Annotated in this window: 23 protein-coding genes; 16 read left to right on the top strand and 7 right to left on the bottom strand. The window is 70.3% G+C overall.

The features are described from left to right. Nucleotides 1–162: 162 nt before the first annotated feature. On the top strand, nucleotides 163–2,895 hold the full coding sequence (gene aceE / locus OG430_RS32860; RefSeq protein ID WP_327356265.1) for a pyruvate dehydrogenase (acetyl-transferring), homodimeric type: 2,733 nt from the start codon (nucleotides 163–165) through the stop codon (nucleotides 2,893–2,895). Between the two features lie 137 nt (nucleotides 2,896–3,032). Further along, nucleotides 3,033–3,836, top strand: a complete 804-nt coding sequence (locus tag OG430_RS32855; RefSeq protein WP_327356264.1) for a potassium channel family protein — start codon at nucleotides 3,033–3,035, stop codon at nucleotides 3,834–3,836. Here the strand turns inward: OG430_RS32855 and OG430_RS32850 are convergent. The 3 genes from OG430_RS32850 to OG430_RS32840 all read right to left on the bottom strand — a co-directional run bounded on the left by OG430_RS32850 (nucleotide 3,833) and on the right by OG430_RS32840 (nucleotide 6,422). Continuing rightward, nucleotides 3,833–4,144, bottom strand: a complete 312-nt coding sequence (locus OG430_RS32850) for a small hydrophobic protein (RefSeq protein WP_327356263.1) — start codon at nucleotides 4,142–4,144, stop codon at nucleotides 3,833–3,835. The genes OG430_RS32855 and OG430_RS32850 overlap by 4 nt on opposite strands. A gap of 64 nt (nucleotides 4,145–4,208) precedes the next feature. Then, complete coding sequence (locus OG430_RS32845; RefSeq protein ID WP_327356262.1) at nucleotides 4,209–4,601, bottom strand: peptidase inhibitor family I36 protein; 393 nt, start codon at nucleotides 4,599–4,601, stop codon at nucleotides 4,209–4,211. A 192-nt stretch (nucleotides 4,602–4,793) separates the two neighbouring features. Further along, nucleotides 4,794–6,422 (bottom strand): MFS transporter, encoded by a 1,629-nt coding sequence (locus OG430_RS32840; RefSeq protein ID WP_327356261.1) that lies wholly within the window; start codon nucleotides 6,420–6,422, stop codon nucleotides 4,794–4,796. A 134-nt stretch (nucleotides 6,423–6,556) separates the two neighbouring features. On the opposite strand from OG430_RS32840, the gene OG430_RS32835 reads away from it, so the two are divergent. The 7 genes from OG430_RS32835 (at nucleotide 6,557) to OG430_RS32805 (ending at nucleotide 14,258) form a co-directional block, all read left to right on the top strand. Beyond that, nucleotides 6,557–7,198 carry a TetR family transcriptional regulator gene (locus OG430_RS32835; RefSeq protein WP_327356260.1) on the top strand — a complete coding sequence of 214 codons (642 nt, stop codon included), beginning with the start codon at nucleotides 6,557–6,559 and terminating at the stop codon, nucleotides 7,196–7,198. A gap of 190 nt (nucleotides 7,199–7,388) precedes the next feature. Continuing rightward, nucleotides 7,389–8,600 carry an alpha/beta hydrolase gene (locus OG430_RS32830; RefSeq protein ID WP_327356259.1) on the top strand — a complete coding sequence of 404 codons (1,212 nt, stop codon included), beginning with the start codon at nucleotides 7,389–7,391 and terminating at the stop codon, nucleotides 8,598–8,600. Between the two features lie 76 nt (nucleotides 8,601–8,676). Next, a complete protein-coding gene (locus OG430_RS32825) occupies nucleotides 8,677–9,546 on the top strand; it encodes a DUF4429 domain-containing protein (protein ID WP_327356258.1) in 870 nt (289 codons plus the stop codon). 154 nt (nucleotides 9,547–9,700) lie between these two features. Next, nucleotides 9,701–11,059, top strand: a complete 1,359-nt coding sequence (locus OG430_RS32820) for a sensor histidine kinase (protein WP_442816597.1) — start codon at nucleotides 9,701–9,703, stop codon at nucleotides 11,057–11,059. Further along, nucleotides 11,056–11,736 carry a response regulator transcription factor gene (locus OG430_RS32815; protein ID WP_327356256.1) on the top strand — a complete coding sequence of 227 codons (681 nt, stop codon included), beginning with the start codon at nucleotides 11,056–11,058 and terminating at the stop codon, nucleotides 11,734–11,736. Before OG430_RS32820 ends, OG430_RS32815 begins: the two co-directional genes overlap by 4 nt. A gap of 120 nt (nucleotides 11,737–11,856) precedes the next feature. Then, a complete protein-coding gene (locus OG430_RS32810) occupies nucleotides 11,857–13,014 on the top strand; it encodes an alpha/beta hydrolase (protein WP_327356255.1) in 1,158 nt (385 codons plus the stop codon). Next, a complete protein-coding gene (locus OG430_RS32805; RefSeq protein WP_327356254.1) occupies nucleotides 13,014–14,258 on the top strand; it encodes an acyltransferase family protein in 1,245 nt (414 codons plus the stop codon). The genes OG430_RS32810 and OG430_RS32805 overlap by 1 nt, the downstream gene beginning before the upstream one ends. 173 nt (nucleotides 14,259–14,431) lie before the next feature. Here OG430_RS32805 and OG430_RS32800 read toward each other — a convergent pair whose 3' ends face one another. Continuing rightward, nucleotides 14,432–15,475 (bottom strand): aldo/keto reductase, encoded by a 1,044-nt coding sequence (locus tag OG430_RS32800; protein ID WP_327356253.1) that lies wholly within the window; start codon nucleotides 15,473–15,475, stop codon nucleotides 14,432–14,434. A gap of 5 nt (nucleotides 15,476–15,480) precedes the next feature. Further along, nucleotides 15,481–15,978 carry a MerR family transcriptional regulator gene (locus tag OG430_RS32795; RefSeq protein WP_327356252.1) on the bottom strand — a complete coding sequence of 166 codons (498 nt, stop codon included), beginning with the start codon at nucleotides 15,976–15,978 and terminating at the stop codon, nucleotides 15,481–15,483. Between the two features lie 88 nt (nucleotides 15,979–16,066). Between OG430_RS32795 and OG430_RS32790 the strand changes: the two genes are divergently transcribed. After that, nucleotides 16,067–16,882 (top strand): serine hydrolase domain-containing protein, encoded by an 816-nt coding sequence (locus OG430_RS32790; protein ID WP_327356251.1) that lies wholly within the window; start codon nucleotides 16,067–16,069, stop codon nucleotides 16,880–16,882. 37 nt (nucleotides 16,883–16,919) lie between these two features. Continuing rightward, the gene (locus OG430_RS32785; RefSeq protein ID WP_327356250.1) at nucleotides 16,920–17,525 is read left to right on the top strand and encodes a GNAT family N-acetyltransferase; all 606 of its coding nucleotides are present in this window, start codon (nucleotides 16,920–16,922) and stop codon (nucleotides 17,523–17,525) included. A 34-nt stretch (nucleotides 17,526–17,559) separates the two neighbouring features. Here OG430_RS32785 and OG430_RS32780 read toward each other — a convergent pair whose 3' ends face one another. Then, nucleotides 17,560–18,231: a pirin family protein gene (locus OG430_RS32780; protein WP_442816596.1), complete on the bottom strand. Its 672-nt coding sequence runs from the start codon at nucleotides 18,229–18,231 to the stop codon at nucleotides 17,560–17,562. Nucleotides 18,232–18,292: 61 nt separating this feature from the next. Between OG430_RS32780 and OG430_RS32775 the strand changes: the two genes are divergently transcribed. The 5 genes from OG430_RS32775 (at nucleotide 18,293) to fabF (ending at nucleotide 23,200) form a co-directional block, all read left to right on the top strand. Next, on the top strand, nucleotides 18,293–19,492 hold the full coding sequence (locus OG430_RS32775; RefSeq protein WP_327356248.1) for a PucR family transcriptional regulator: 1,200 nt from the start codon (nucleotides 18,293–18,295) through the stop codon (nucleotides 19,490–19,492). Between the two features lie 89 nt (nucleotides 19,493–19,581). After that, nucleotides 19,582–20,493: an ACP S-malonyltransferase gene (locus OG430_RS32770; protein ID WP_327356247.1), complete on the top strand. Its 912-nt coding sequence runs from the start codon at nucleotides 19,582–19,584 to the stop codon at nucleotides 20,491–20,493. Between the two features lie 17 nt (nucleotides 20,494–20,510). Then, nucleotides 20,511–21,506, top strand: coding sequence for a ketoacyl-ACP synthase III (locus tag OG430_RS32765; RefSeq protein ID WP_327356246.1), 996 nt, complete (start codon nucleotides 20,511–20,513; stop codon nucleotides 21,504–21,506). Between the two features lie 83 nt (nucleotides 21,507–21,589). Continuing rightward, nucleotides 21,590–21,838, top strand: coding sequence for an acyl carrier protein (locus OG430_RS32760; protein ID WP_327356245.1), 249 nt, complete (start codon nucleotides 21,590–21,592; stop codon nucleotides 21,836–21,838). A gap of 90 nt (nucleotides 21,839–21,928) precedes the next feature. Continuing rightward, nucleotides 21,929–23,200, top strand: a complete 1,272-nt coding sequence (fabF, locus tag OG430_RS32755) for a beta-ketoacyl-ACP synthase II (RefSeq protein ID WP_327356244.1) — start codon at nucleotides 21,929–21,931, stop codon at nucleotides 23,198–23,200. Nucleotides 23,201–23,285: 85 nt separating this feature from the next. Here fabF and OG430_RS32750 read toward each other — a convergent pair whose 3' ends face one another. After that, nucleotides 23,286–23,780 carry a DUF3145 domain-containing protein gene (locus OG430_RS32750; RefSeq protein ID WP_327356243.1) on the bottom strand — a complete coding sequence of 165 codons (495 nt, stop codon included), beginning with the start codon at nucleotides 23,778–23,780 and terminating at the stop codon, nucleotides 23,286–23,288. Between the last annotated feature and the right edge of the window lie 150 nt (nucleotides 23,781–23,930).

The raw sequence follows: 23,930 nt of genomic DNA, 5'->3' as shown, positions 1-23,930 counted from the left end.
TGGGCTGAAGACGCCGTACGTCGACCTTCCGAACGTCAGGGTTACCTCTCGGTACAGATGACGTTCAGACCCTCTGGGTAGACGATGGGGATCGTCGATAACCCCTTGATTGACCGTGTCACACCGTGCAGAGCAGCACGCCCGACGAGCGTAAGGAACAGCGTGGCTTCCGGATCCGATCGCAACCCGATCATCATTGGCGGCCTGCCCAGCCAGGTCCCGGACTTTGATCCCGAAGAGACTCAGGAATGGCTCGACTCGCTTGACGCGGCGGTCGACGAGCGGGGCCGTGAGCGCGCCCGCTACCTGATGCTCCGGCTGATCGAGCGGGCGCGCGAGAAGCGCGTGGCCGTGCCCGAGATGCGCAGCACGGACTACGTGAACACGATCGCGACCAAGGACGAGCCGTTCTTCCCGGGCAACGAGGAGATCGAGCGCAAGGTCCTCAACGCCACCCGCTGGAACGCGGCCGTGATGGTCTCGCGCGCCCAGCGCCCGGGCATCGGCGTCGGCGGTCACATCGCGACGTTCGCCTCCTCCGCCTCCCTCTACGACGTGGGCTTCAACCACTTCTTCCGCGGCAAGGACGAGGGCGACGGCGGCGACCAGATCTTCTTCCAGGGCCACGCCTCCCCCGGTGTGTACGCCCGCGCCTACCTCCTGGACCGGCTGAGCGAGCAGCAGCTCGACGCCTTCCGCCAGGAGAAGTCGAAGGCGCCGTACGGTCTTTCGTCCTACCCGCACCCGCGCCTGATGCCGGACTTCTGGGAGTTCCCGACCGTCTCGATGGGCCTCGGCCCGCTCGGCGCGATCTACCAGGCCCGGATGAACCGCTACATGCAGGCGCGCGGCATCGCCGACACCTCCAAGTCGCATGTGTGGGCCTACCTCGGCGACGGCGAGATGGACGAGCCCGAGTCGCTCGGCCAGCTCTCGCTCGCCGCCCGCGAGGGCCTCGACAACCTGACCTTCGTCGTCAACTGCAACCTGCAGCGCCTCGACGGCCCCGTGCGCGGCAACGGCAAGATCATCCAGGAGCTGGAGTCGCAGTTCCGCGGCGCCGGCTGGAACGTCATCAAGCTGATCTGGGACCGCAGCTGGGACCCGCTGCTCGCCCAGGACCGCGACGGCGTGCTCGTCAACAAGATGAACACCACGCCGGACGGACAGTTCCAGACGTACGCGACCGAGACCGGCTCGTACATCCGTGAGCACTTCTTCGGCGACGACCACCGCCTGCGCGCGATGGCCGAGGGCATGACCGACGACCAGCTCCTGCACCTGGGCCGCGGCGGTCACGACCACAAGAAGGTCTACGCGGCCTACAAGGCGGCCCTGGAGCACAAGGGCCAGCCCACCGTGATCCTGGCGCAGACCGTCAAGGGCTGGACGCTCGGCCCGAACTTCGAGGGCCGCAACGCGACCCACCAGATGAAGAAGCTGACGGTCGACGACCTCAAGCACTTCCGCGACCGGCTGCACATCCCGATCGCCGACAAGGAGCTCGAGGGCGGCCTGCCCCCGTACTACCACCCGGGCCGGAACTCCGAAGAGATCCAGTACATGCACGACCGCCGCAAGGGCCTGGCCGGGTATGTGCCGACCCGTGTGGTGCGCGCGAAGCCGCTGAACCTCCCGGACGACAAGGCGTACGCCACCGCCAAGAAGGGCTCGGGCCAGCAGTCGATCGCCACCACCATGGCGTTCGTCCGCATCCTGAAGGACCTGATGCGGGACAAGGAGATCGGCAAGCGCATCGTGCCGATCGCCCCGGACGAGTACCGCACGTTCGGCATGGACGCGTTCTTCCCGAGCGCCAAGATCTACAACCCGCTGGGCCAGCAGTACGAGTCGGTGGACCGTGAACTGCTGCTCGCCTACAAGGAGTCGCCGACCGGCCAGATGCTGCACGACGGCATCACGGAGGCGGGCTGCACGGCCTCGCTGATCGCCGCGGGTTCGGCGTACGCGACGCACGGCGAGCCGCTGATCCCGGTGTACGTCTTCTACTCGATGTTCGGTTTCCAGCGCACCGGCGACCAGTTCTGGCAGATGGCCGACCAGTTGGCGCGCGGTTTCGTCCTCGGCGCGACCGCGGGACGTACGACTCTGACCGGTGAGGGTCTGCAGCACGCGGACGGCCACTCGCACCTGCTCGCCTCGACCAACCCGGGCTGTGTCGCCTACGACCCGGCGTACGGCTTCGAGATCGCGCACATCGTCAAGGACGGTCTGCGCCGGATGTACGGCGAGAACAGTGAGGACGTCTTCTACTACCTCACCGTCTACAACGAGCCGATCCAGCACCCGGCCGAGCCCGAGGGCGTCGACGTCGAGGGCATCCTCAAGGGCATCCACCGCTACAAGGCGGCCGAGGCCGGCTCGATCCCCGCGCAGATCATGGCCTCCGGTGTCGCGGTGCCGTGGGCGATCGAGGCGCAGAAGATGCTCGCCGAGGAGTGGAACGTCAAGGCCGACGTCTGGTCGGCGACGTCCTGGAACGAGCTGCGCAGGGAGGCCGTCGACGTCGAGCGGCACAACCTCCTGCACCCGGAAGAGGAGCAGCGCGTCCCGTACGTGACGCAGAAGCTGTCCGGCGCGGAGGGTCCGTTCGTGGCCGTCTCCGACTGGATGCGTGCGGTTCCCGACCAGATCTCGCGCTGGGTGCCCGGGCGTTACAACTCGCTCGGCGCGGACGGCTTCGGCTTCGCGGACACGCGTGGTGCGGCCCGCCGCTTCTTCCACATCGACGCGCAGTCGATCGTGGTGGGCGTGCTGACCGAGCTGGCCAAGGACGGCAAGATCGACCGCTCCGTCCTGAAGCAGGCCATCGACCGGTACCAGCTGCTTGATGTGGCGGCGGCCGACCCGGGCGCGGCAGGCGGCGACGCGTAACGCTCCGCGGGGCGGCGGGAATACTGCGGGTCCGTTGTGGCTGGTCGCGCAGTTCCCCGCGCCCCTTTGGGGCGCAAAGCGGGCCGGGGACCTTCAGTGGTCCCCGGCCCGCTTACGCATTCCTTACGATGCTGGGCATGAAGGAACAACCCGCACAGATCCGTTGGGAGAACCGCACCCATCGGCCACTGCTCGCCCTGGCGATCCTCTTCGCCGTGGCGTACGCGGTGCCGATCGTGGCGCCCGATGCGGGCGACCGGATCCGGGCCGCGTGCACGATGGTCGAGTGGGTGGTGTGGGGTGCCTTCGCCGCCGACTATCTGATCCGGCTCGTACTGACCGAGCACCGCTGGCACTTCGTGCGCCACCACTGGCTGGACCTGGCCGCGGTGATCGTGCCGTTGCTGCGGCCGTTCCAGCTGCTCCGGCTCGTCGCCACGCTGATGCTGGTGGGGCGGCGGGCCAGGATGGCGTCCCAGGTGCGGATAACGACCTATGTGGCCGGGGCCGTGGTGGGCCTGCTGATGTTCGGCTCGCTCGCGGTCCTCGCGGTGGAGCGGGAGTCGCCGAATGGGAACATCAAGACGCTCGGTGACGCGGTGTGGTGGTCCTTCACGACCATGACGACCGTCGGCTACGGCGACCACGCGCCCACGACCGGACTGGGCCGGGTGCTCGCGGTCGGCCTGATGCTGTCCGGGATCGCCCTGCTCGGTGTGGTCACGGCGAACATCGCGGCCTGGTTCATCGCCCGCTTCGAGTCGGACGACGCGGAGGAGCGGCGGCAGACCGAGGCGATCCAGGCGCTGACCGAGGAGGTCAGGTCGCTCCGGTCGCAGGTGGCCGCGCTGGCCGGAACGCCCGTACTGGACAAGGCGGTTGTGCCCTCGCCCGTGGGGGCGCCGCCGGTGGCGGCGCCCCCACGGGACAAGGCGCTCTAGAACATTCCGTTGCCGAGGGTCGCGGCCCCCGCGATCCAGATGATCGCCAGAACCGTGTCGATCGCGCCGAGTACGACGGCGATCAGGGCCGGCACCGGCTGGGTGCCGTTCCAGCGGCGGCCCATCGCGAGCCAGCCGCAGATCACCGCGAGCGGCCCGAGCACGATCCCCAGGACGAAGAACCCTGCGACCGCGCAGATGACCCCGACGATGCCCAACGTCGCGCGATCCGGCCCGCTCCGTGACCAGTTACGGCCACGTGAGCGGGGGCGCCTGCGCGTACTGCTGTGTCCGAAGCCCGCCATCATCACTCCCTGAGTCGGTGGAGGGCGGCTCAGCGGTCCGGGTACCCCGGTCGGGGCGGGCCAGTCCTCAGGTCTCCCAGACCTTGAACGCGCGTACCCGATAAGGCGATTGAGGCGCCCAGGTGCCGCTGCCGGGATAGGTGGCGAACTCCCCCGTCTCCGCACACTCCGCGGACTGGTACGTGGTCACCGGCCGCCCGGTGCGATTGGCGAGGGCCTGCGCGCTGCTCCCCTCCGGCAGCGCGGTGCAGCTCTCGATGTCGACACCGCTCAGTTCGTACGTATACGAAGTGCCGGTGAAGTCCGCCCGTCCCCACAGGCAGAGCTCGCCGGGGCCGCACGCACCCAGCCGTGGTGGTGCGGCCCCGGAGGCGGGTGCGGGTGTCAGCGCAAGCAGGGCGGTGGCGAGGACGCCCGCCGCGACGCTGTTCCGCAAGGTCTTGAACCCCGTGTCGTACATGGTGGTGAACCCCCGTGTGGTGCTGGTCGATTGGCCCCACTCTGACCTGATCGGCGGCGTGGCCGGAAGGGTTGGCGGGGCCCGCCACCCTGATAGGCGAAAGCCCCGCCGGAGTGCTCCGGCGGGGCTTTCGGGCAGGACGGGTCGGGCTCCGGGCAGGACGGGTCGCGCTTTCGCCCGTGTCCTCGTGCGTCAGATGTGCGCGGCTCCCGCGCCCGCCTCCGCGTTGGCGCCGCGCTTGGTCAGCAGGGCCACGAGGACGGCGACCGCGGCGACGCCCGCCGCGACCAGGCAGGCCAGGCCCATGCCCGACATGAAGGTGTCGTGCGCGACCTTGCTGATCTGCGGGACGAGCTCCGCGGGGGTCTCCTTGGTCACCGGGGGCACGCCGACCTGGACCGCCTCCGAGGCCTTGTCCAGCTGGGCCTCGGTGAGCGGCGGAAGCTTGGCGCCGGTCCAGTTGCCCGGCAGGTCGCTGTCGACCTTGGACGCCATGACCGCGCCGAGCACCGCCGTGCCGAGGCTGCCGCCGATCTGCATGGCCGCCTGCTGCAGGCCGCCCGCGACGCCGGAGAGCTCCATCGGGGCGTTGCCCACGATGACTTCGGTCGCGCCGACCATGACCGGGGCGAGGCCGAGGCCGAGCAGGGCGAACCAGATGGACATGACGAGGCTGGAGGTGTCCGTCTCCAGGGTCGACATGCCGAACATCGCGACGGCCGTCAGGACCATGCCGCCCGCCAGCGGAATGCGCGGGCCCGCCTTGGTGATGAGCGCGCCCGCCAGCGGGGAGCCGACGATCATCATGCCGGTGAGCGGCAGCAGATGCAGGCCGCTCTCGACCGGGCTCTTGCCGAGCACGTTCTGCAGATAGAAGGTGACGAAGAACAGGCCGCCCATGAAGGCGATCGCCATCATGACCATCAGGACCGTGCCCGCGGACAGCGGCACGGACTTGAACAGGCCCAGCGGGATCAGCGGCTCCTTGACCTTCGTCTCCCAGAACGCGAAGACCACGAAGGCGAGCACCGAGCCACCGAGGAAGAGCCAGACCTTGGCGTCGCCCCAGCCCCACTCCGGCGCCTTGATGAGCGCCCAGACCAGGCAGAACATGGCCGCCGAGAGCAGGGCGATCCCGAGGATGTCGAAGGACCGCGGGGCGTTCTGCGCGCGGTGGTCCTTCAGGATCACCAGGCCGAGCACCAGGGCGATCAGGCCGACCGGCACGTTGATGAAGAACACCGACTGCCAGCTGACGTGCTCGACGAGCAGGCCACCGACGATCGGGCCGCCGGCCGTGGAGGCGCCGATGACCATGCCCCAGATGCCGATCGCCATGTTCAGCTTCTCGGCCGGGAACGTGGCGCGCAGCAGGCCGAGCGCGGCCGGCATCAGCAGGGCGCCGAACAGGCCCTGGAACACCCGGAAGGTGATGACCAGCGTGACGCTGTCGGAGAGCCCGATAGCGCCGGACGCGGCGGCGAAGCCGACGACGCCGATCAGGAAGGTCTGCCGGTGGCCGAAGCGGTCACCGAGCTTGCCCGCGGTGATCAGGGTGACCGCGAGGGCGAGGAAGTAGGCGTTGGTGATCCACTGGACGTCCGCGAAGGACGCGTGCAGCTTGTCGGCGATCACGGGGTTGGCGATGGCGACGATCGTGCCGTCCAGGGCGACCATCATGACGCCGATCGCGACGGCGAAGAGCGTCAGCCAAGGGTGTCCGCGAAGCCCCTTGGCCGGGGCGGCCGAAGCGGACGGGCCCGCCCCCGGCCGACCTCCTTGAGCCTTGTCCGCCTTGTCGACGGTGGTCTGACTAGTCATGGCGAGAAGAATAGTGACAGCCACTGACACTTGACGAACCATTTCACTAGTCGGTAACTGTCACGTAGCTCACAGGTAAGGTGAGCCGCACCCGTGAGCTGCACAAACAGCAAGAAAGAGGACCAAAGGCGACCATGGAGCCCGGAATCGGACTACGCGAGCTCAAGAAGCAGCGCACCCGAAACGCCCTGCTGCGCGTCGCGCTGGAGCTCTTCACGACCAAGGGGTACGAGCAGACGACGGTCGACGAGATCGTCGAGGCCGTCGATGTCTCGCAGCGCACCTTCTTCCGCTACTTCGCGGGCAAGGAAGAGGCCGCCTTCGCCGTGCAGGAGATGGTCGAGTCCCGCTTCGCCGACGCCCTGCGCGCCCGGCCCGCCACCGAGGCGCCGATCGAGGCCATGCGCCGGGCCGTGCTCGACTCCTGGGAGGCCATGGGCGAGTCGATCGCCGAGGTCGTCCCGCTCGAACTGCACATGCGGACGTACCAGATGATCGAGTCGACCCCGGCCCTGCTCGCCGTCCACATGCGCCGCTCCATCGAGATGGAGGCGGAGATCGCCCGCATCGTCGCCGAGCGCGAGGGCCTCGACGTCGAGACCGATCCGCGCCCGCGCGTGGCCGTGGCGGCCTTCAGCGGAGTGATGCGGATGACCGGGCAGATGTGGGGCGCGGCCGGCGACATCAGCGTGGAGTCGATGCGCGCCGTCACCGAGTCCTACCTCGACCACCTGGTGCCCGCCCTCGCCATGGACTGGCGGGCCGCCGGCAGGTAGCCCGCGGGCCGTGGCGGGAGCCACTGCGGGGAGCCGCCGAGGAGACCCCGTCCTCGGCGCACCCGGACTGTGGAAAAGGCCACCGGGGAGACCGCGGACTGTGGAGAAACCCCGGTGACAAAGCGCGGGTGACGTGATCTGCCCCACCCTCTGCCCGAACCGCCTCACGGGTCTCCTAGGGTGTCCCGCAGTGACTTCCTTCGATACATCCCCCCAGTTGAACGTCTGGCGCGCCCTGCTGGCGCTCGCGGTCGTCTTCCTCATGCTGACCACCACGGGCTGGACCGCCGTACGCAGCCAGCGAGCCGGCGACTCCCCGCTGGAGGCCGCGCTCGAGGCCTGGGGGCGCGGCACCATGAACGGCCGGGCGCTGCCCGACCCCGAGGCGCCCGCGGCCCGTATCACGCACTTCTTCTCCTCGCTGACGGCCAAGCAGCGCACCCGCCTCGCGCACCGCTATCCGCTCGCGGTCGGCAACATGGACGGCGCCCCGGTGCGGCTGCGCTACGAGGCCAATCACCTCGCCCTCGACCAGGCCCGCAAGGTCGAGCAGAAGCGCATGCACGACGACCGGCTCAATGACGAGGGCCGCGAGGAGGCGGGGCGCCGCATGCACCGCTTCGAGTCGCTCAGACTGCCGGGCCGGCAGATCCTCGCCTTCGACCCGATGGGCGCCGGCCGCGTCGCCGAGGTCCTCGGCAATCTCGACAAGGCCGAGCGCGTCTCGATCGTGGTGCCCGGCGTCGACACCAACCTGCTGACCTTCCAGAAGACGTTCGGCAAGTACACCGCCCCCCGTGGCATGGCCAGGGCGATCTACAACCAGGAGGGCGACCTGCGCCCCGGCACGCGGCGGGCCGTCATCGCCTGGGCCGACTACACGACCCCGGTCGGCGTCGGCATGGACGCGGTCACCGCCAAGCGCGCCGCGGACGGCGCGGTCCGCCTGAACGAGCTGGTGCGCTCGCTGCCCGGCCGCTCCGGGGTGGCGCTGTTCTGCCACAGCTACGGCTCGGTGGTGTGCGGGGTGGCCGCCGCCGAACTCCCCGACCGGGTCACGGACATCGCCGTCGCGGCCAGCCCCGGCATGCGCGCCGACAACGTCGCCGGGCTCGGCACGAACGCCCGGGTCTGGGCCATGCGTGACGGCGACGACTGGATCGAGGACATCCCGCATCTGGAGGTCGGCGGCCTCGGCCACGGCGCCGACCCGGTCTCCTCCGACTTCGGCGCCCGTGTCGTCTCGGCCGAGGGCGCGGTCGGGCACACCGGGTACTTCCTGCCGGGCACGGAGAGCCTGCGCAACTTCGCGCGGATCGGCGTGGCGGCGTACGACGACATCAGCTGCAAGGACGGCGGCGCGGACTGCCGGGAGGGCGCTCCCGGAACCGTGGCGGCCTGACGCGCGTAGAAGTTAGTGGCGCCGGGACCACGGCGGACCGCTTGCAGGGGGGACGTAGAGGGACGTGCCGCATACGATGAGCCGCATGGGTGACGTACTGGCCGGATTTCATGCCGCCTGGGAGTTCGACTCCGACTCCGTGCTCATCCGCTTCGAACGGGGAATCAGGACGCCGAAGCTGTTCCAGGCTCTCGGCGAACGCCGCATCCCCCACGAGGCGTTGAAGGCGGTGACGCTCACTCCCGGCAAGCGCGGGACGGTCGTCCTGCACGCCGTGCCGAGACCTGGCGCGGATCCGCTGATGGAGGCGGCCGCCGGGCAGCTCAAGGACGGCTGCGACCCCTACCGCCTGGTGCTTCCCGCCGAGCGCGAGACCCTCGCCGAGTACTACGCGGACGAGCTGCGTCCGCTGCTCGGCCGGGACACGCACAGCGAGGACTTCCTGGTGGCGGGGCCGGAGGGGCCGCTGCACTTCAAGGCGTACGACGGCAAGGCGTCCTTCGACGGCAAGTCGGTGGCCTATCGCTGGTTCTGGACGGGAGCGTCCTCGGCGAAGTGGAAGGCGGGCGACCAGACCTTCCAGGTCAGCGAGTTGAGCGGGGTCGAGTGGCGGTCTCCCGAGCTCTTCGACGGGTATCTGCGGCTCTTGCGGCGGGGCGCGGGCGAGGCGCAGCCGGCACAGGCGGACCAGGATCCGGCGGCGGTGGTCTTCGGGCTGGGGTACGGGCCTGTGCACGAGTCGCTGCCGTTCGCCGCTGCGGTGCTTTCGGCTGTACGGAGTTGTGGGCCGGCCGTTCTTGACGCGGCGCCTGCGGCTGCGCCTGGCCGGCGGGACCCGGCGGACATCGCGGATCGGATCCGGCATCTCGGGGAGCTGCATCAGGCCGGGTTGCTGACGGATGAGGAGTTCAGCGCGAAGAAGGCCGAGCTGCTGGCTGAGCTTTAGGCGGCTCCTTTTCTCCCCGCCCCGCCCCTTCCCGAAAGACTGCCATCGGCGTCAAAGAAAGTCCTCAGGCGCCGGACGGGCTGATAAATCAGCCCGTCCGGCGCCTGAGGACTTTCGGGAAGGGGCGGGGCGGGGAGAAAGTTGGCTCCGCGGTATGACGGCACAGTCGGCTCGCCCTGCCTACGCTGATCAAGCCATGAAAGCCATGAAATCTTCCTCTCCATCACGCCTGCGTGGGCGGTTCTCCGGAACGCGGGACGGGCTCCGCGAGCTGGGCCTTGCTCTGATGACGCCCGCCGCACCGGGGCGGGCCCCGCTCGCCTCGGCGCCCAAGCTGTGGGTGCGGCTGTCGCCGTACGTGCTCGTGCTGGCCTTCGTCGTCACGCTGCTGCCCGTCACGGTCACCGTGCTGACCCAGGACTACCGGGTGAACGGCGGCCTGGCCGGTGCCCTCGCCGTCGCCCAGACCACCCCGCTGCTGCTCGCCCTGACCCGGCCGCTGCACGCCTGGTGGGTCGTCTTCGCCGCGGATGTCGTGGGCGGGCTCGTACTCATCGCCGCCGACGGGACGCCGGGCCGTACCTGGCCCTGGACGCCCATGGCGATCGTCGGCTACCTGCTGCTCATGGTCCTGCTCGGCCTGCGCGAATCGCGGCGCACGCTGCTCGCCGTGTGGCTGGCGACCGGCACGGCGGGCCTCGCCTTCGAGCTGGCCCAGCCGAAGCTCGGCGCCGGCATGTGGGTGCTGCTCTTCGTGCTCAGCGGCCTCGCGCTCATCGCCACGTACGCGCTGCGCGAGCGCGGCATCGCCCAGAGCCGCCTCGTCGAGCAGGAGGCGCGGAACGAGCTCGAGCGCGCCCAGCGCACCCTGCTCGAGGAACGGGCGCGCATCGCACGGGAGTTGCACGACGTGGTCGCCCACCACATGTCGATGATCACCGTGCAGGCCGACTCGGCGCCGTACCGCATCCAGGGCCTCCCGCCCGAGGCCCAGGAGGAGTTCGCCACCATCGCGGGCAGCGCCCGCGAATCGCTGACCGAGATGCGGCGGCTGCTCGCGGTGCTGCGCAGCGAGGAGTCCGGGGGCGAGCGGGCGCCGCAGCCGGGGCTCGACAAGCTGCAGCAGCTGGTGGAGGCGACCGTGCGCGCAGGGGTGCCGGCCGAGCTGTCCCTCGCCGCCGAACTCGGCGACGTACCACAGGCAGTTGATCTGTCGGCGTACCGGATCGTGCAGGAGGCGCTGTCCAATGTGGTGCGGCACGCGGCCGGTGCACCGACCAAGGTGTCGGTGAGCGGGGACGGGAACGGGGACGATCTGACCGTGCTCGTGGTCAACGGTCCGCCGCCCGGGCCGGTCGCGCCCGTCGAGGGCCCCGGCGGCACCGGGCACGGCCTGGTCGGCATGCGGGAACGCGTACGGTTGGTCGGCGGCTCGCTCGACGTGGGCCCGCTGCCCGACGGCGGATTCCGCGTCGCGGCCCGGCTTCCGCTGCGTACGAAGGACGATCTGTGACCATCCGCGTGATCATCGTCGACGACCAGGCCATGGTGCGGGCGGGCTTCGCCGCGCTGCTCGCCGCGCAGAGCGACATCGACGTGGTGGGCGAGGCGCCGGACGGGCGCCAGGGTGTCGAGGTCAGCCGGTCCACGCACCCCGATGTGGTGCTGATGGACGTGCGGATGCCGGAGATGGACGGGCTCGCGGCGGCGCGGGAGCTGCTCGATCCGCCGGTGGGCGTGGTGCACCGGCCGAAGGTGCTGATGCTGACCACCTTCGATGTCGACGACTACGTGTACGAGGCGCTGCGGGCCGGAGCCTCCGGCTTCCTGCTCAAGGACGCGCCGCCCGCCGATCTGATCGCGGCGGTCCGGGTCGTGGCGGCCGGGGAGGCACTGCTCGCGCCGTCCGTGACGCGGCGGTTGATCGCGGACTTCGCGAAGTCGCGGCCCGCTCCTCGCAAGGATCCTTCGTTGCGGCTCAATGGGCTGACGCCGCGGGAGACCGAGGTGCTCGAGCTGATCGCCCGGGGGCTTTCGAACCAGGAGATCGCGGGCCATCTGGTGCTTGCCGAGCAAACCGTGAAGACGCATATCGGGCGGGTGTTGGCCAAGCTTGATCTGCGGGATCGGGCGCAGGCCGTGGTCTTTGCTTATGAGGCGGGGGTCGTGGTGCCTGGCGATGCTGGGTGATTGATACACCCCCTACCCAGGTATGACCCCCCACTTGGCGCCCCGGTGTGACGTACGACCCCAGGCCGTCTTCCTACCTTCCCTCCGTCAGCGAAACGGACGGAACGAGGGAGACAGGCCATGGCGGGCAAGCGGCTTCGATACAGGCGGACCCTGGTGGCGGCGGCGCTCACGACCACCGTCGTGGCCGGTACCGCGGGCTGGGCCGTCGGGAACGAGCAGGTCGCCGTCACCAGCCCGGTCCCCGGCGTCAGCTCCTGGCGGGCCGACCGGGAGCTCGGGCAGCCGATGCCCGACCCGGCGACCGCGAAGCCGGCCGAGGTGGCCCGCTTCTTCGCCGGTCTGAGCGAGCACGAGCAGCGGGACCTGATCGCCCGCCACCCCTTGGTCGTCGGCAATCTGGACGGCGCCCCGGTGGCGCTGCGGTACGAGGCCAACCGCAGCGCTCTCCAGGAGGAGCGCGCCAAGGAACGGCGCCTCGCCGCCGAGCCGGGCCGCACCGCGCAGGACCACGAGGCGGCCCGCGCCCGTGCCGAGCGGTACACCGGGCTCCTCGCGGGCGAGCGGCAGATACTCGCCTTCGACCCGCGCGGACGCGGCCAAGTCGCCGAGGTCTACGGCGACTTGGGGCGGGCCGAACACGTCTCCGTGATCGTGCCGGGCTCGGACATCGACCTGGACACGTTCGACCGTACGCGGGACCAGTACGGCACTCCGACCGGCATGGCCCGCTCCCTCTACGCCGCGACCGGACACCGCTCGGCGGTGATCGCCTGGGCCGGTTACACCACCCCGGTCGGGCTCGGACCGGACGCCGCCACCGGCCGCCTGGCAGCGGCGGGTGCCCCGCGCCTGGCCCGCTTCGTGCAGGGTCTGACCGCGTCCGGCGCACCCGAGCCCGCCGTGTTCTGCCACAGCTACGGCTCGGTCGTCTGCGGCCTGGCGGCGGACGAGATGCCCGCCGCCGACCTCGTGGTGGCCGGCTCCCCCGGGATGCGCGCGGACAACGTGGGCGACCTGAGGACCGAGGCCCGGGTGTGGGCCGCCAAGGACGGCGGCGACTGGGTCGACAACGTACCGAACGTCGAATTCCTCGGCCTCGGCCACGGCGCCGACCCCACCGACCCGTCCTTCGGCGCCCGCAGGGTCCCCGCCGCCACGGCCGACGGCCACACCGGCTACTTCGCCCCCGGCACGGACTCGCTGCGCGCGTTCGCCCGGATCGCGCTGACCGACGCCGGCTCCCTCAACTCCCTTGACGTACAAGGAGAGCACTGATGACCGCCACCCTCACGACGCTGCGCGAGAACGCGGGCAGGACGGTCGCGTCCATCGACGCCAAGACCCCCGCCCACCGCGACCGCGCCATCGACGGCCTGCGCGCCCTCGCCCTGCTCGCCGTGCCGCTGGGCCACTGGCTGCTCGGCGGCTTCACCCGCGACGCGGACGGCGCGCTGCACAACGCCAGCCCGCTGTCGACGTTCGGCTTCCTCTCCCCGGCCAGCTGGGTGCTGCAGATGCTCGGCATCTTCTTCCTGGTCGGGGGGTACGCGTCCGTCCTGTCGCTGCGCCGGGCGACCGAGCGCGGCGAGTCGACGGGCGCGTGGCTGCGCGGGCGGGTGGCCCGGCTCGGCCGGCCCGTGCTCGGGGTGAGCGCCGTGTGGGCCGCGCTGATTCCGGTGCTCTACTCGCTGGGGGTGCCGGGCGCGACCCTGCACACGGGGTCGACGCTCGTCGTCCAACCCCTGTGGTTCGTGGGCGTGTACGCGGTCGTCACCGCCCTCACCCCGTACTGCGTACGCGCCGCGCGGCGCCTCGGCGCGTGGGCGGCGGCGCCGCTGCTCGGGGTCGTGGCGGTGGTGGACTTCCTGCGGTACGGGCCGTTCGCCGAGGCCATGCCGTCGTGGCTGAGCGTGCTGAACATCCTGCCCGGGTGGATGTTCGCGTACCAACTGGGCGTGTCCTGGGGCGAGAAGAAGCTCGGCAGGCGGGGTGCCTGGTTGCTGCTGGTGGGCGGTACGGCGCTGTTCGCCGCGCTGCTGCTCGCGTTCCACTACCCGGCGTCGATGGTGGGGGTCCCGGGCGAGGCCCGGACCAACTCGCATCCGCCGTCGCTGCTCGTGCTCGCGCTGGCTTCGGCGCAGAGCGGGGCCGCGATCCTGCTCAGGGACCGGCTCGGGCGGCTGCTGCGCAAGCCCGCGCTGTGGGCGCCGGTGGTGGTCATCAACCTCTCGGCCATGACGATTCTGTGCTGGCACCAGACGGCGATGTGGGCCGCGGCCGCGTCCGGGTCGTTCCTGGGTTCGGTTCCGGGGCTCACCGAGGGGCCGGATTCCGTGGGGTGGATTGTGGCTCGGGTGTTGTGGTTGCCGGTGTTCGGGGGGCTGTTGATCGGGATCGGGCGATATGCGCGGCGCTTCGAAGCGCCTTGGCAGACGGGTACGCGGGCTTCGCAGGCGCGGCGTTGGGCGGCGGGGCTGCTGGCGGTCGGGTTCGGGGTGTTCGCGTTGGGTCTGGCTTAGGCCTTTGGGATCCCCACCCCGCCCCTTCCCGAAATTCTGCGAAGCCTTCCGCCCTTCGGGCGGTGTCCTCAAACGCCGGACGGGCTGGTAAAACCAGCCCGTCCGGCGTTTGAGGACAATCTTTGAAGCCGTCCGCAGGACTTTCGGGAAGGGGCGGGGTGGGGAAGAAATCTCTACTCGCGCCCGGCCGACGTGAACGCCATGTCCGCGTACCGGCCCCCGGCCACCTGATCGGCAATCGGCTCCAGGAGCGAGAGCTCGCTCTCGGTCAGCACCAGCCGCGTCGCCGACGTGTTCTCCTCGACCCGAGTCCGCTTGCGCGTCCCCGGAATCGGCACCACGGCAAGCCCGTGCACCGCGGCCTGCTGCTGGATCCAGGCGAGCGCGACCTGCCCCAGCGAGGCCCCGCGGGACTCCGCCAGCTTCCGCACAGGATCGAGCAGCGCCGCGTTCGCCGCCGCGTTGTCCCCGGTGAACCGCGGCATCGTCTGCCGGAAGTCGTCCGCCCCCAGCTCGCTGGAAGCGTTCACGAACGCGCCCGTCAAGAAGCCACGGCCGAGCGGCGAGTACGGCACGAACGCCGTTCCCAGCTCCGCCGCCGCCGGCACCACGGCCCGCTCCACGTCGCGGCTGAAGATCGACCACTCGGACTGCACGGCGGCGATGGGGTGCACCTCATGGGCCGCCCGCAGCTCGGGGCCGGTGACCTCGCTCAGGCCCAGGTGCTTGACCTTGCCCTCGGCGACCAGTTCGGCCATGGCGCCGACGGTCTCCTCGATGGGGGCGTCCACATCGCGCCGGTGCATGTAGTAGAGGTCGATGACGTCGACGCCGAGCCGCTGCAGGCTGCCCTCGACACAACTGCGAATGTACGCACGGTCGTTGCGCACGCTGCGCTTCGACGGGTCCTCGGGGTCCATGACGATGCCGAACTTGGTCGCGAGGACCACCTCGTCGCGGTGCGCCTGTATGAACGGGGCGAGGAACTTCTCGTTCTCGCCGAAGCCGTACATGTCCGCGGTGTCGTACAGCGTGACGCCCAGTTCGAGGGCCCGCTCCAGCGTGGCCCGCGCCTCGTCGACGTCGGTCGGTCCGTACGCGAAGCTCATGCCCATGCAGCCGAGGCCCTGGACGCCGACCTCCGGGCCACCGGTGCCGAGCCGGGTCTTGACGATCTTTTCGGGGTGCGCGGTGTGCGCGGTCTTCTCGGTGCTCATCAGGTTCAGGCCCTTCCCGACGTCCGCTGGGCGCCGGCATAGAAGTCGATCTTGTAGTCGAGTACGGCGAGCGTGTCCTGCAGCTCCGCGATCCGGCCGATGACATCGCGCCGGGTCTGCTCGAGCAGCTCCTGCCGTTCGTCGAAGGTGTGCTCGCCCTCCCGCACCAGCTCCGCGTAGCGCACCATCCCCGCGACCGGCATCCCGGTCAGGCGCAGCTTGCCGACGAAGGCCAGCCAGTCCAGGTCGCGGTTGCAGAAGCGGCGCTGGCCGGTGTGCGAGCGGTCCACGTGCGACATGAGGCCGATCCGCTCGTACCAGCGCAGGGTGTGTGCGGTGAGCCCGGTGAAGGCGACGACCTCGCTGATCGTGTAGCGGTCCTGGCCGTCGGGGCGTGGGTGCGGACGCGGGCCCGAGGCGCACGCGTCGACCGCGGCGGGCCGCACGAGGGACACGGGCTGTACGGATACCGACTGCACGGGCGTGCTCTCCATCACCGTCATGGCCTCCACGCTAAATCCTTGGAGTGCACTCCAGGCAAGTGAATTCCGCGGGACGGACCCGCTGTGCGGCCGAAGTAGGCTCGGGGGCATGCAGAGCCTGACCCTCATCGAGAACTGGCCCGTGCCCACCGCGGCCGCCGCCGTGGTCCGCGCGGACGGAACCGTCGCCGGATCGCACGGCCCGACCGCGCACCGCTTCCCGCTGGCCTCGGTCACCAAGCCGCTGGCCGCGTACGCCGCGCTCGTCGCGTACGAGGAAGGGGCGATCGAGCTCGACGAGCCGGCCGGGCCCGAGGGTTCCACGGTCCGCCATCTCCTCGCGCACACCAGCGGTCTGGCCTTCGACGAGCACCGCGTGACGGCACCGGCCGGCACGCGCCGGCTCTACTCGAACGCGGGCTTCGAGGTGCTCGGCGACCACATCGCGAAGGCGACGGACATCCCGTTCGCCGAGTATCTGCGCCAGGCGGTGTTCGCCCCGCTGGGGATGACGCACACCAGCCTGGAGGGGTCCCCGGCCAAGGACGGCGTCTCCACGGTGGACGACCTGGTGCGGTTCGCGGCCGAGGTGCAGGTGCCGCGGCTGCTCGACCCTCGTACGGTCCTGGAGGCCATGTCGGTCGTACACCCGGGACTCTCCGGGATCCTGCCGGGCTACGGCCATCAGAAGCCCAACGACTGGGGTCTCGGCTTCGAGATCCGCGACTCCAAGTCGCCGCACTGGACGGGCAGTTCGTCCTCGCCCCGCACCTTCGGGCACTTCGGGCAGTCCGGTACGTTCCTGTGGATCGACCCCGATGCGGGCGCGGCCTGTGTCGCCCTCGCGGACCGGGCGTTCGGCCCCTGGGCCGCCGAGGCCTGGCCGCCCTTCACCGACGCGGTGCTCGCGGAGCTGCGGCACTGATTCGGGCCCTACGGGCCAGGCGCTAGCCTGCACGGCCATGGCCGACATAGTCCGTGCGACCCCTGCCGACGTCCATGCCCTCGCCGCCGCGCTCACGAGCGCGTACGACTCGGATCCCGTCTGGAACTGGCTCCTCCCACGCGACCGAGCCCGCCGGCTGAACCTGCTGTTCACGGGCCATCTGTCGCAGCAGGTGGCGCGGGGCCGGGTGTGGACGGACATCGACCGTACGGTCGCCGCGGTGTGGTGTCCGCCGGGCGAGTGGAAGCTTCCGGTCAGCTACTTGCTGCGCAATGCGGCCGTGCTCGGTCGAGTGGGCCGGTCCCGGCTGCCCCTGCTGGCGGGCCGGTTGCTGACGCTCGAGCATCGGCATCCGGGCGCCCCCGAGCACTGGTACCTGGAGTTCATCGGTACGCACGCCGATGCGCGGGGCACGGGGCGTGGGTCTGTGGTCCTCGGCGGGTTGCTGGCGCAGGCGGACTCGGACGGGCGTCCGGTGTATCTGGAGTCGAGCAATCCGCGGAATCTGTCGTTCTACGAACGCCACGGGTTCAAGGTGCGCTCGGAGATGACCTTCCGGTCCGGGCCTCCGATGTGGGCGATGTGGCGCGAGCCGGATGAAATCAGCCCGTCCGGCGTTTGAGGACACCGCCCGAAGGGCGGAAGGCTTCGCAGAATTACGGGAAGGGGCGGGCAGGGGAGAATTCCCACACCAGGACCTCAGCCCCTGCCCCGATCCCCCGAAGCTCCAGCCCCGCCGCGTCGGAAACCCGGGCCGCATCCCCGGGGCCCAACTTCTCGGCGCCGAGCCGCACTTCGCCGCGCACGGCGTGGACGTACAAGAACGGCGCGTCCGGCAAAGCGGCCCGCTCGCCGTCCGACAAGCGGCGCACATGCAGCATCGCCCCGGCCCGCGGCACCGCGTACGGCGTGGAATCCGCGATCCCGCGCACGATCGCGTACGACGGCTCCCCGCCCGGCGACAGCGGGGCGAGCCACATCTGGAGGAAGGTCAGCGGCACCTCCCCGTCGTTGCGCTCGACGTGCCGGACCCCCGCCGCAGCGGACAGGTGCTGCACGTCCCCGGCCCGCACCACCGACTCGTGCCCCGCAGAGTCCCGGTGCGTGAGCTCGCCCGAGACCACCCAGGTCACGATCTCCGTGTGGCTGTGCGGATGCTCGTCGAAGCCCGCGCCCGGCGCCAGCCGCTCCTCGTTGCACGCGATGATCGCGCCGAAGCGCAGATTTCCGGGGTCGTAGTGGGGCCCGAAGGAAAAGGCGTGCAGGGACGCGATGCCGGCCCCCGGATCCCCGCCCTGGTACCGGTCGCCGGAGCGCCAAACGTCCATCACATCCCCCACCGTAGACCCGGCACGACGCCGACCCGCCCGGATAGGGCAGTCTTGTCCCGTGCCTGAACCCGAATCCACGCAGCCCGTGCCCTCGCCCGCCCACTCGCATTCCGCGACCCTGAAGCGTCTCGAGAAGTCCTCCGGCAGCCTTGCCGCGCAGGCCATCGCGCGCATGGACGAGACGCTGCCCTGGTACCGGGCGATGCCACCGGAGAACCGGTCCTGGATCGGTCTGGTCGCGCAGGCCGGTATCGCCGCGTTCACCGAGTGGTTCCGGCACCCGGAGACCCCCCAGGCGATCTCGACGGACGTCTTCGGCACGGCGCCCCGCGAGCTGACCCGGGCGATCACGCTGCGGCAGACCGTCGAGATGGTGCGTACGACGATCGAGGTGATGGAGTCCGCGATCGAGGAGGTCGCCGCACCCGGTGACGAGTCGGTGCTCAGGGAGGCGCTGCTCGTCTACGCCCGCGAGATCGCCTTCGCCACCGCCCAGGTGTACGCCCAGGCCGCCGAGGCACGCGGTGCATGGGATGCCCGCCTTGAGTCGCTGGTCGTCAACGCCGTTCTGTCCGGCGAGGCCGACGAGGGCGCCGTCAGCCGTGCCGCGGCCCTCGGGTGGAACTCCCCCGAACACGTCTGCGTCGTCCTCGGCACCGCCCCCGACGGCGACAGCGAACTCACCGTCGAGGCCATCCGCCGGGCCGCCCGGCACGCGAAGCTGCAGGTCCTGACCGGAGTGCTCGGGAACCGGCTCGTCGTCATCGCGGGCGGCAGCGACAATCCCCTAGCAGTCGCGAAGGCGTTGATCGGGCCGTACGCCGCCGGGCCCGTGGTCGCCGGACCCGTCGTGCCCGACCTGCTCGCGGCCACCCGGTCCGCGCAGGCGGCGGCCGCCGGGCTCAAGGCCTGCACAGCCTGGCAGGACGCCCCGAGGCCGGTTCTCGCGGACGATCTCCTGCCGGAGCGCGCGATCGCCTCCGACCCTGCTGCCAGGGACCAGCTGGTGGAGGAGATCTACAGACCGCTGGAGGAAGCGGGCTCCGCGCTCCTTGAGACGCTGAGCGTCTATCTCGAGCAGGCGAGTAGCCTCGAAGGCGCGGCCCGGATGCTCTTCGTGCACCCCAACACCGTGCGCTACCGGCTCCGACGTGTGACCGACGTCACCGGCTGGTCGCCCTCGGATGTGCGCTCGGCGTTCACCCTGCGCATCGCCCTGATCCTGGGGCGCCTGGCCGACGGGGATACCCAGCCATAGACTTTTGTCGGGGGTCGACAATTCCCCTGACTGTTCTTCGTCCCTGTCCCCACGGGCGGTGCCCACCGTCCACAAGAGAGAGTGTGAGAGTGCTCGTACTCGTCGCTCCCGGCCAAGGCGCTCAGACGCCCGGCTTCCTGACTCCCTGGCTCGACCTCCCCGGTGCCGCTGACCGCGTCGCCGCCTGGTCGGACGCCATCGGGCTCGACCTTGCCCACTACGGCACGCAAGGAGACGCGGACGCGATCCGCGACACGGCCGTGGCGCAGCCGCTGCTCGTCGCGGCCGGACTGCTCTCCGCTTCGGCACTGGGTGCCACGCCGAGCGCCGTGGCGGGCCACAGCGTCGGTGAGATCACCGCCGCCGCCTTCGCCGGAGTCCTGGACGACAGCGCGGCCCTCCAGCTCGTCCGCAAGCGCGGTCTCGCCATGGCCGATGCCGCCGCCATCACGCAGACCGGCATGTCGGCGCTGCTCGGCGGCGAGCCGGACGTGGTCCTGCCGCACCTGGAGAAGCTGGGCCTGACCCCGGCGAACGTGAACGGCGCGGGCCAGATCGTGGCCGCCGGCACCATGGAGCAGCTGGCAGCCCTGGCGGAGGACAAGCCCGAGGGTGTACGCCGCGTCATGCCGCTGAAGGTGGCCGGCGCGTTCCACACCGAGCACATGGCCCCGGCTGTGCAGGCCCTCGCGGCCGCCGCCGCGGAGCTGACCCCGGCCGATCCCACGGTGACGTACGTCTCCAACAAGGACGGCAAGGCGGTCGCCACCGGCGCCGAGGTCATCTCGCGGCTGGTCGGCCAGGTCGCCAACCCGGTCCGCTGGGACCTGTGCATGGAGACCTTCAAGGAGCTCGGCGTGACCGCGCTGGTCGAGGTGTGCCCCGGCGGCACCCTGACCGGCATCGCCAAGCGCGCGCTGCCCGGCGTGAAGACCCTCGCCCTCAAGACCCCCGACGACCTCGACGCTGCTCGCGAGCTCATCGCCGAGCACGCTGCCTGAGAAGGAGCTCCCGAGCAATGTCGAAGATCAAGCCCAGCAAGGGCGCCCCGTACGCACGCATCCTCGGTGTCGGCGGCTACCGTCCGACCCGGGTCGTGCCCAACGAGGTGATCCTCGAGACGATCGACTCGTCCGACGAGTGGATCCGCTCGCGCTCCGGCATCTCGACCCGGCACTGGGCCAATGACCAGGAGACGGTCGCCGCGATGTCCATCGAGGCGTCCGGCAAGGCGATCGCGGACGCCGGGATCACCGCGGACAAGATCGGTGGCGTGATCGTCTCGACGGTCTCGCACTTCAAGCAAACCCCCGCCGTGGCCACGGAGATCGCCGACAAGCTCGGCACCGACAAGGCCGCAGCCTTCGATATCTCGGCCGGCTGCGCGGGCTTCGGCTACGGCCTGACCCTCGCCAAGGGCATGATCGTCGAGGGCAGCGCGGAGTACGTACTGGTCATCGGCGTCGAGCGGCTCAGCGACCTGACCGACCTGGAGGACCGTGCCACGGCCTTCCTGTTCGGTGACGGCGCCGGAGCGGTCGTCGTCGGCCCCTCGGACGTGCCCAAGATCGGCCCCACGGTGTGGGGTTCGGAGGGCGACAAGTCCGAGACGATCAAGCAGACCGTGCCGTGGAACGAGTACGACTCCACGGGCAAGTTCCCTGCGATCACGCAGGAGGGCCAAGCGGTGTTCCGCTGGGCCGTGTTCGAGATGGCGAAGGTTGCCCAGCAGGCGCTGGATGCGGCCGGAATCACCGCGGACGACCTGGATGTCTTCATTCCGCACCAGGCCAACGAGCGGATCATCGACTCGATGGTGAAGACTCTGAAACTGCCGGAGCACGTCACGGTCGCCCGTGATGTGCGCACCACCGGCAACACCTCGGCCGCCTCGATCCCGCTCGCTATGGAGCGGCTTCTGGCGACCGGTGAGGCGAAGAGCGGCGATACGGCGCTCGTCATCGGCTTCGGGGCGGGTCTCGTGTACGCCGCCACGGTCGTTACCCTCCCCTAGGCATCGTCCGGACCTTCACGGATCTCCGTGAGGATCCCGGCCGAAGCCGTCAAACCACCTGATACACAAGAAGGAGCGCCAACATGGCCGCCACTCAGGAAGAGATCGTTGCCGGTCTCGCCGAGATCGTGAACGAGATCGCCGGGATCCCGGTCGAGGACGTCCAGCTGGACAAGTCCTTCACCGACGACCTGGACGTCGACTCGCTGTCCATGGTCGAGGTCGTCGTCGCCGCCGAAGAGCGCTTCGACGTGAAGATCCCCGACGAGGACGTCAAGAACCTCAAGACCGTCGGCGACGCCGCGAAGTACATCCTCGACAACCAGGGCTGAGTCCCGGCTGTCGCGTAATGCCACCCGGCGGTGGCTCCGTGCAAGTTCCGGATCCACCGCCCCATTCCAAGACGTGGAGAAAGAATTCCTGTGAGCTCGACCAATCGCACCGTGGTCGTCACCGGTATCGGCGCAACCACACCGCTGGGTGGCGACGCAACATCGACCTGGGAAGGTCTGATGGCCGGACGCTCGGGGGTCAAGCCCCTCGAGGGCGAGCGCTTCGCCGAACTGCCGGTCCGCATCGCCGCACCCGCGGCCGTCGACCCGGGCGAGGTCCTGCCCCGCCCGCTGGCCCGCAAGCTGGACCGCTCGGCGCAGTTCGCGCTGATCGCGGCCCGCGAGGCCTGGGCGGACGCGGGTTACGAGGCCAAGGCGGGCGAGGACGAGAAGATCGCCCCCGAGCGTCTCGGCGCGGTCATCGCCTCCGGCATCGGCGGCGTCACGACCCTGCTCGACCAGTACGACGTGCTCAAGGAGAAGGGCGTACGCCGCGTCTCCCCGCACACCGTGCCGATGCTGATGCCCAACGGCCCGTCCGCCAACGTCGGTCTGGAGATCAACGCTCAGGCCGGCGTGCACACTCCGGTCTCGGCCTGTGCGTCCGGCGCCGAGGCGATCGGCTACGCCGTCGAGATGATCCGCTCCGGCCGTGCCGACGTGGTCGTCGCGGGCGGTACCGAGGCGGCCATCCACCCGCTGCCCATCGCGGCGTTCGCCAACATGATGGCGATGTCCAAGAACAACGACGAGCCCGAGAAGGCGTCTCGTCCCTATGACAAGGCCCGTGACGGCTTCGTCCTCGGGGAGGGCGCGGGCGTTGTCGTCCTCGAGTCCGCCGAGCACGCCGCCGCGCGTGGCGCCCGGGTCTACTGCGAGGTGCTCGGCCAGGGCCTGTCGGCCGACAGCCACCACATCGCACAGCCCGAGCCGACCGGCCGCGGCATCGCGGCCGCGATGGTGAACCTCCTTGAGTCGACGGACCTCAAGCCGGCCGAGATCGTGCACCTGAACGCGCACGGCACCTCCACCCCGCAGGGCGACGTCGCCGAGATCAAGGCACTGCGCAAGACGCTGGGCGACGACCTGGACCACGTGGCGATCTCCTCCACGAAGTCGATGACCGGTCACCTCCTCGGCGGCGCGGGCGGCATCGAGTCCGTCGCGACGGTCCTCGCGCTGCACCACCGCAAGGCTCCGCCGACCATCAACGTCGACGACCTGGACGAAGAGATCGCCGAGGACGGCGCGGACATCGTCCGCGACACCCCGAGGGCGCTGCCCGAGGGCACGATCGCCGCGATCAACAACTCGTTCGGTTTCGGCGGCCACAACGTGGTCCTTGCGTTCCGAACCGTCTGATCTGTTCGTACGGTTCGTACACAGCCTGTACGTAACTGAAGGGGCCCCCACCACACGGTGGGGGCCCCTTCAGCTTGGGTGAGCTTCAGACCACCTGATGCAGCCACCGCACCGGCGCGCCCTCACCGGCGTACCGGAACGGCTCCAACTCGTCGTCCCAGGGCTTGCCGAGCAGCTTCGTGATCTCTGCTTCCAGGTTGGTCTCGCCCTGCACGGACCGGGCGAGCGCCGCGCGCAGACGGTCCTCCGGGATCAGGATGTCGCCGTGCATTCCGGTGACCGCGTGAAAGATTCCGAGCTCGGGCGTGGCGGAGTACCGCTCGCCCTCCGCAGTGGGGCAGGGCTCGGCCGTGACCTCGAAGCGGAGCATCTGCCAGCCGCGCAGCGCGGAGGCCAGCTTGGACGCCGTACCCACCTCGCCCTGCCAGGAGAACTCGGATCTCCAGGTGCCTGGAGACGCGGGCTGCCTGATCCAGTCGAGGTTGACGCGCACACCGAGCACGCCCGCGACTGCCCATTCGACGTGCGGGCACAGCGCGCGCGGGGCGGAGTGGACGTAAAGAACTCCACGTGTCGTCACCGGGACCTCCAGTGTGGGTGGGTCGATCGAGGTCGCCTTCCCCAGCGGCCTCGCACCCGTGCCGAACGATATTGCCCAAAGGTAACCAATATGGACAGATCTGACGTGATGTAATTTACCGGAACCGAGACACCGGCGTGTCTCTGGGTC

This window comes from Streptomyces sp. NBC_01304 (assembly GCF_035975855.1).
Lineage (GTDB): Bacteria > Actinomycetota > Actinomycetes > Streptomycetales > Streptomycetaceae > Streptomyces.
Note: the sequence above shows the minus strand (reverse complement) of the source record. Positions and strands in the feature narration are given on the sequence as shown.